Origin of the sequence: Thermanaeromonas sp., from assembly GCF_021890735.1 — a bacterium.
Taxonomy (GTDB): Bacteria; Bacillota; DSM-521; order Neomoorellales; family Neomoorellaceae; genus Thermanaeromonas.
This window is the reverse complement of sequence record NZ_JAKKUR010000105.1, coordinates 1-5,228: the sequence shown is the minus strand read 5'-3', so window position 1 is coordinate 5,228 and position 5,228 is coordinate 1. Positions and strand designations below refer to the sequence as shown.

Genomic DNA, 5,228 nt, shown 5'->3' with positions numbered 1-5,228 from the left:
GTGGTATGTTGATAACTGGAGCTTGGGGTTGGACTTTAAAATCTTGGCGTTGACCCTTATAAAAGTTTTAAGGCGTGAGGGTATCAGTGCCGAGGGTCATGCCACCATGCCCGAGTTTAGAGGTTCGCAGGGCTCAGGCCAGATGTGGAGCTGATATAGCAATGAGTGAAAAGCTGGTGATTGTAGGAGCTGGGGGTCACGGCAAGGTAGTAGCAGATGTTGCTTTGATAGCAGGGTATGAAATTGTGGGGTTTATTGATGACCATGCAAAAGAAGCACCTTTGCCCGGTCAAAAGATTTTAGGGAATCTGGACGTTATATCTGCTTTATTTTCAGATAACCCCCACTACAAACTTATTCTGGCTATCGGTGATAACGCCACCCGTAAACATATAGCCTATTCTTTGGCAAAAAATGATATAACTTACGCTATCGTTAGCCATCCCTCCTCTGCTATATCTCCTTTTGCTGTCGTAAAACCAGGCACGGTTATCATGCCTGGCGTAGTTATTAATGCCGGAGCATATATCGGTAAACATGTTATTTTAAATACAGCTTGTTCTGTCGACCACGATTGTTATATTGGTGATTTTGTACACATTTCGCCAGGCGCCCATCTCGCCGGTAATGTAACGGTGGGAGAAGGAACCCACATTGGAGTGGGTGTATCTGTTATCCCGGGTTGTAAGATTGGTGAATGGGCTATTATAGGGGCAGGGGCGGTAGTGGTTGAAGATATACCGTCCAGGGTTGTGGCCGTGGGAGTACCTGCCAAGCCAATAAGAAAGCTCTAAAAATTGGAGGCGCTAATTAAAAATGCACATCCCCCTTTCCAGGCCGGACATCACCCAAAAAGAAATAGACCTGGTCAATGAGGTGCTCCGCTCGCCGTTTTTAGCCCTGGGGCCGAAGATGGTGGAGTTTGAAGAGGCGGTCGCCAGTTATGTGGGGCGGAAGTTCGCTGTGGCGGTAAACAGCGGCACCAGCGGATTGCACTTACTTATAAAGGCCTACGGTATTGGCGAAGGTGATGAGGTCATTACCACACCCTTTAGTTTTATCGCTTCCAGCAACTGCATCCTTTACGAGCGGGCCAAGCCGGTTTTTGTGGATGTTGAGCCGGAAACAGGCAATATCGACCCCGAGCTTATTAAGGAAGCAATTACCCCCCGCACAAAGGCTATTTTACCAGTTGACGCCTTTGGACAGCCGGCCCGGCTGGACGCCATAAGGGACATTGCTCGGCGGCACGGCCTGGTGGTCATCGAAGACGCCTGTGAAGCCCTGGGTTCGGAATACAAGGGACATAAGGCGGGAAGCGGCATTTTTGCCGATGCTGCTGTTTTCGCTTTCTATCCCAATAAGCAGATCACTACCGGCGAAGGCGGCATGATCGTCACTGATGACGAAGCTGTGGCCAAGCTATGCCGGAGTCTACGCAACCAAGGTAGGGGAGAAGAGGGCACGTGGCTGGTCCACGAGAGGCTGGGCTACAACTATCGCCTTGACGAGATGTCGGCGGCTCTGGGTGTAGCCCAGATGGAAAGAATTGAAGAAATTATATCCCGGCGGGAGCGGGTAGCCAAGCTCTACAACGAAAGGCTGTCTTCCATTGAGGGCGTGAAGATACCCTTTGTAGCTCCTGAAGTGACCCGGATGAGCTGGTTTGTTTACGTTATCCGCGTAGGTTTTGAGGAGCCCTCTCCCCAGAAACAGGCGGCCGTAAGGGATCATGTGATGCACCGCCTTAAGGAGGCCGGTATCGGTTGCCGGCCGTATTTTACTCCCATCCACCTGCAGCCTTTCTATCGTTCCCAGTTCGGCTATCGGGAGGGCGATTTCCCCGTGGCGGAAATGTTAGGCCGGACCAGTATTGCCATACCGTTCCATAATAATTTAACATTAGAAGAGATAGATTATGTTGCCGGTGTGCTGGAGAAAGCCTTAAAAGAGTGTTGAGAACGGGAAGTGAATTCGGTTATGAAAAAAGCCTTACGAAGGATTATGCGTACTTTTGTGCTCATGGGGATCGATACACTGATTATCAATCTGGCCTTATTCCTGGCTTTATGGCTACGTTTTGAAAGTATTTTTTCTCCCCGGTACATAAGCTATGTCGAAGAAGCTTTACGGCTGGCACCCCTGGCTACCTGCGTGTACATAATCTGCTTTTATTTCTTCCGGCTTTACCACCGCCTGTGGCGATACGCGAGCATAGGCGAACTGCTTTCCATCATCGGTGCAACGCTAGTAGGAACCATGGCCTTGGTTTCCTGGGCTTACTTCCGCATGGCGCCCGGACGTTTTCCCCTACCGCGCAGCGTGTTTATACTGTGGGCGCTCCTCATAGTCGCCCTAGTCGGCGCCTCCCGCCTTTTCTGGCGTCTCCTACGGGAACACCCCTTTTCCGCTTTTATGCGTAATGGACAAGCTGTGTTAATTGTGGGAGCAGGGGATGCCGGAGCTATGGTGGCCCGTGAACTCTTCAGCCGAAACGGCGAGATGAGGCCCATCGGCTTTGTGGACGATGACCCTTTAAAACAGGGCAGGCGACTTTACGGCCTGCCCGTCTTGGGAACCCGGGAGGATATTCCCCGGCTGGTGGAACAGTTTGGGGTAGAAGAGATCATCATTGCCATGCCTTCGGTCCGCGGGCGCGTCATACGCGAAATTGTGGAGATCTGCCATGGTACCGGTGCCAGACTACGGATTCTACCAGGCATGTATGATTTGATCGAAGGCAAGGTAAAGGTGGACCCCATACGCGAGGTACAGATAGAAGATATTCTGGGTCGGGAACCAGTTAAGGTGGATTTACAGGCTATCGCCGGTTACTTGAGTGGAGAAGTAGTGCTTATTACTGGAGCCGGCGGTTCCATAGGTTCCGAACTCTGCCGCCAGGTGGCCAGTTTCCAGCCTAAACTATTGGTACTTTTAGGTCGGGGCGAAAACAGTATCTACGAGATCCAGTACGAGCTAAGCTCAAGTTTCCCGGGAGTAAAGCTTGCCCAGGTTATTGCCGATGTTCGGGATTATGCGGCCATAGACCACACTTTTAGAAAATACAGGCCGACGGTTGTCTTCCATGCGGCCGCGCATAAACATGTACCTCTTATGGAAGTTAACCCGGCAGAAGCAGTGAAAAACAACGTAGTGGGGACTTGGGTAGTGGCTCAAGCTGCTAACAAGTATAAAAGCAAAATATTTATTCTCATTTCCACAGACAAGGCCGTCAACCCCACCAGCATTATGGGCGCGTCCAAACGGGTGGCGGAAATGATCGTCCAGTACATGTCTAAAAAAAGTAGCACTCGCTTCGCCGCAGTACGCTTCGGAAATGTGCTAGGGAGCCGGGGAAGTGTAGTACCACTTTTCAGGCGCCAGATAGCTCAAGGAGGTCCGGTGACGGTAACCCACCCCGAGATGACCCGTTACTTTATGACCATCCCCGAGGCAGTGCAACTTGTTATCCAGGCTGGAGCCCTGGCCCGGGGCGGGGAGATCTTTGTGCTAGATATGGGTGAACCCGTAAAAATAGTTGACCTTGCCCGTAACATGATTATCCTTTCGGGTTATGAGCCCGAAGAGGATATCAAGATAGTTTTTACCGGCATTCGACCAGGGGAAAAACTTCACGAGGAACTGTTTACCGCTGAGGAAAGGATCGATACTACCTCCCATGAGCGCATCCTTATTGCCCATCCGGAGGAGATAGATGAAGTAAGCTTGGAGAATTTCTTACGCTTAGTCTCGAAGCCGGACTGGAAGCCAGAGATGGCGGAAGTGGAGGAAGCCCTAAGGATGGTTTTGCCTGAGTTTAGGGTCCAGAAAGGATACAAGAAGGTCCAGGTAGGCTAATGGCGGTATCTCGGATAGAGCGAAGTGGTGGTTTGGATGGTTGATGCGAAATTATTTCGGGATCCTGTACATGGGTATATTGTTTTGCCGAAAGAATTTATGGCATTAGTTAGTACCCGGGAGTTTCAACGGTTAAGGCGGATCCGTCAGCTTGGTCTCTCTTTTCTTACCTATCACGGTGCCGAACATTCTCGTTTTGCCCATTCTCTTGGGGTGTTTCACCTTTTCGTAAGGTTAGAAACTGAACTTGAGCGCAAAGGATTCAAGTTTTCCGAGGCAGAAAGGCTACTAGGGCGTTGTGTCGGGCTCCTGCACGATATAGGACATGGGCCGCTGTCACATGTTTTGGAAGGTGTGATAACTCCGGATAAAAAACATGAAGCTTGGGCTATAGAGATTATCACAGCTCCTACAGAGATCCGGTGCGCCCTGGAAAACATAGATCCACAGTTGCCGAAGAAGATATGCCAGGTGCTTCAAGGTGATCCCAAATGGCAATTAATAAAAAATGTCATTTCCTCGCAGCTTGATATAGACCGCATGGACTACCTTTTGCGTGACGCCTTAATGACCGGGACCAGTTATGGCCATTTTGACCTGGCTAGGCTCTTAGCAGTTCTGGAGTTAAATGACAAAGGAACCAGCTTGATAGTTAACAATAAAGGGCTTATGGCCGCAGAGCAATTTGTTTTTGCACGGTATTATGCCTACTGGCAAATATACTTCCATAAGACTACAAGAGGAGCCGAAAAAGTACTCCAAATGATTTGGAAGAGGGCCAGAGAACTCTTCCGCCGAGACTTACTGCCCCATGAGTTAATACCTGCCTCCCTTAGATCATTTTTAGCTGACGACTGGGATTGGGAGGATTACTTATCTATTGATGATTCCGATATCTGGATTGCCTTAAAGACTTGGCAGAACAGCACAGACCCCATCTTGTCCGATCTGTCAAAAAGAATTTTAAATCGGGAGCTGTTTAAGCCCGTTAAGGTAGTAGAGAGCACTTCCGTCAATTTTCTGGATCTCCTCGATAAGATAAAGGAGATACTTCGCAACAACGGCTATGACCCAGATTATTATCTTTTGTGGGATGCCCAGTCTGATGTAGCCTACGACTATTATACCTCGCCCGAGGAAGAAGATACGAGTAAACCACCGATTTGGGTGCTTGACAGATCAGGTACACCACGTGATATAACGAGGTTATCCGATTCTATTCGTGCTATTGCCGGTAAACGTAAGATCGTAGAGTACTTTTATGTTCCCGATGAAAAGTGCCGTAGCGAGATTGAGAAATTAGTAAAAAAGTAACTAAAAGCATTCCTGTAATAATGTGAGGCAGTTGTTGCCAATAAAAAAGCCTCCTG

4 protein-coding genes and 1 pseudogene are annotated in these 5,228 nt (G+C 49.3%); all 5 read left to right on the top strand.

Features of this window, described 5'->3' with window-relative positions:
* Positions 1–154, top strand: a pseudogene (locus L5656_RS11475) (sugar transferase); the annotation flags it as partial.
* 7 nt (positions 155–161) lie between these two features.
* Positions 162–794, top strand: coding sequence for an acetyltransferase (locus tag L5656_RS10495; protein WP_297202718.1), 633 nt, complete (start codon positions 162–164; stop codon positions 792–794).
* A gap of 22 nt (positions 795–816) precedes the next feature.
* The gene (locus L5656_RS10490; protein ID WP_297202716.1) at positions 817–1,959 is read left to right on the top strand and encodes a DegT/DnrJ/EryC1/StrS family aminotransferase; all 1,143 of its coding nucleotides are present in this window, start codon (positions 817–819) and stop codon (positions 1,957–1,959) included.
* Between the two features lie 21 nt (positions 1,960–1,980).
* Positions 1,981–3,858 (top strand): polysaccharide biosynthesis protein, encoded by a 1,878-nt coding sequence (locus L5656_RS10485; protein WP_297202714.1) that lies wholly within the window; start codon positions 1,981–1,983, stop codon positions 3,856–3,858.
* A gap of 36 nt (positions 3,859–3,894) precedes the next feature.
* Positions 3,895–5,172: an HD domain-containing protein gene (locus L5656_RS10480; protein WP_297202712.1), complete on the top strand. Its 1,278-nt coding sequence runs from the start codon at positions 3,895–3,897 to the stop codon at positions 5,170–5,172.
* Positions 5,173–5,228: the final 56 nt, after the last annotated feature.

Coding starts and splice junctions, on each gene's coding strand:
- L5656_RS10495 (WP_297202718.1), top strand. CDS start 162: ATGAGTGAAAAGCTGGTGATTGTAGGAGCTGGGGGTCACGGCAAGGTA.
- L5656_RS10490 (WP_297202716.1), top strand. CDS start 817: ATGCACATCCCCCTTTCCAGGCCGGACATCACCCAAAAAGAAATAGAC.
- L5656_RS10485 (WP_297202714.1), top strand. CDS start 1,981: ATGAAAAAAGCCTTACGAAGGATTATGCGTACTTTTGTGCTCATGGGG.
- L5656_RS10480 (WP_297202712.1), top strand. CDS start 3,895: ATGGTTGATGCGAAATTATTTCGGGATCCTGTACATGGGTATATTGTT.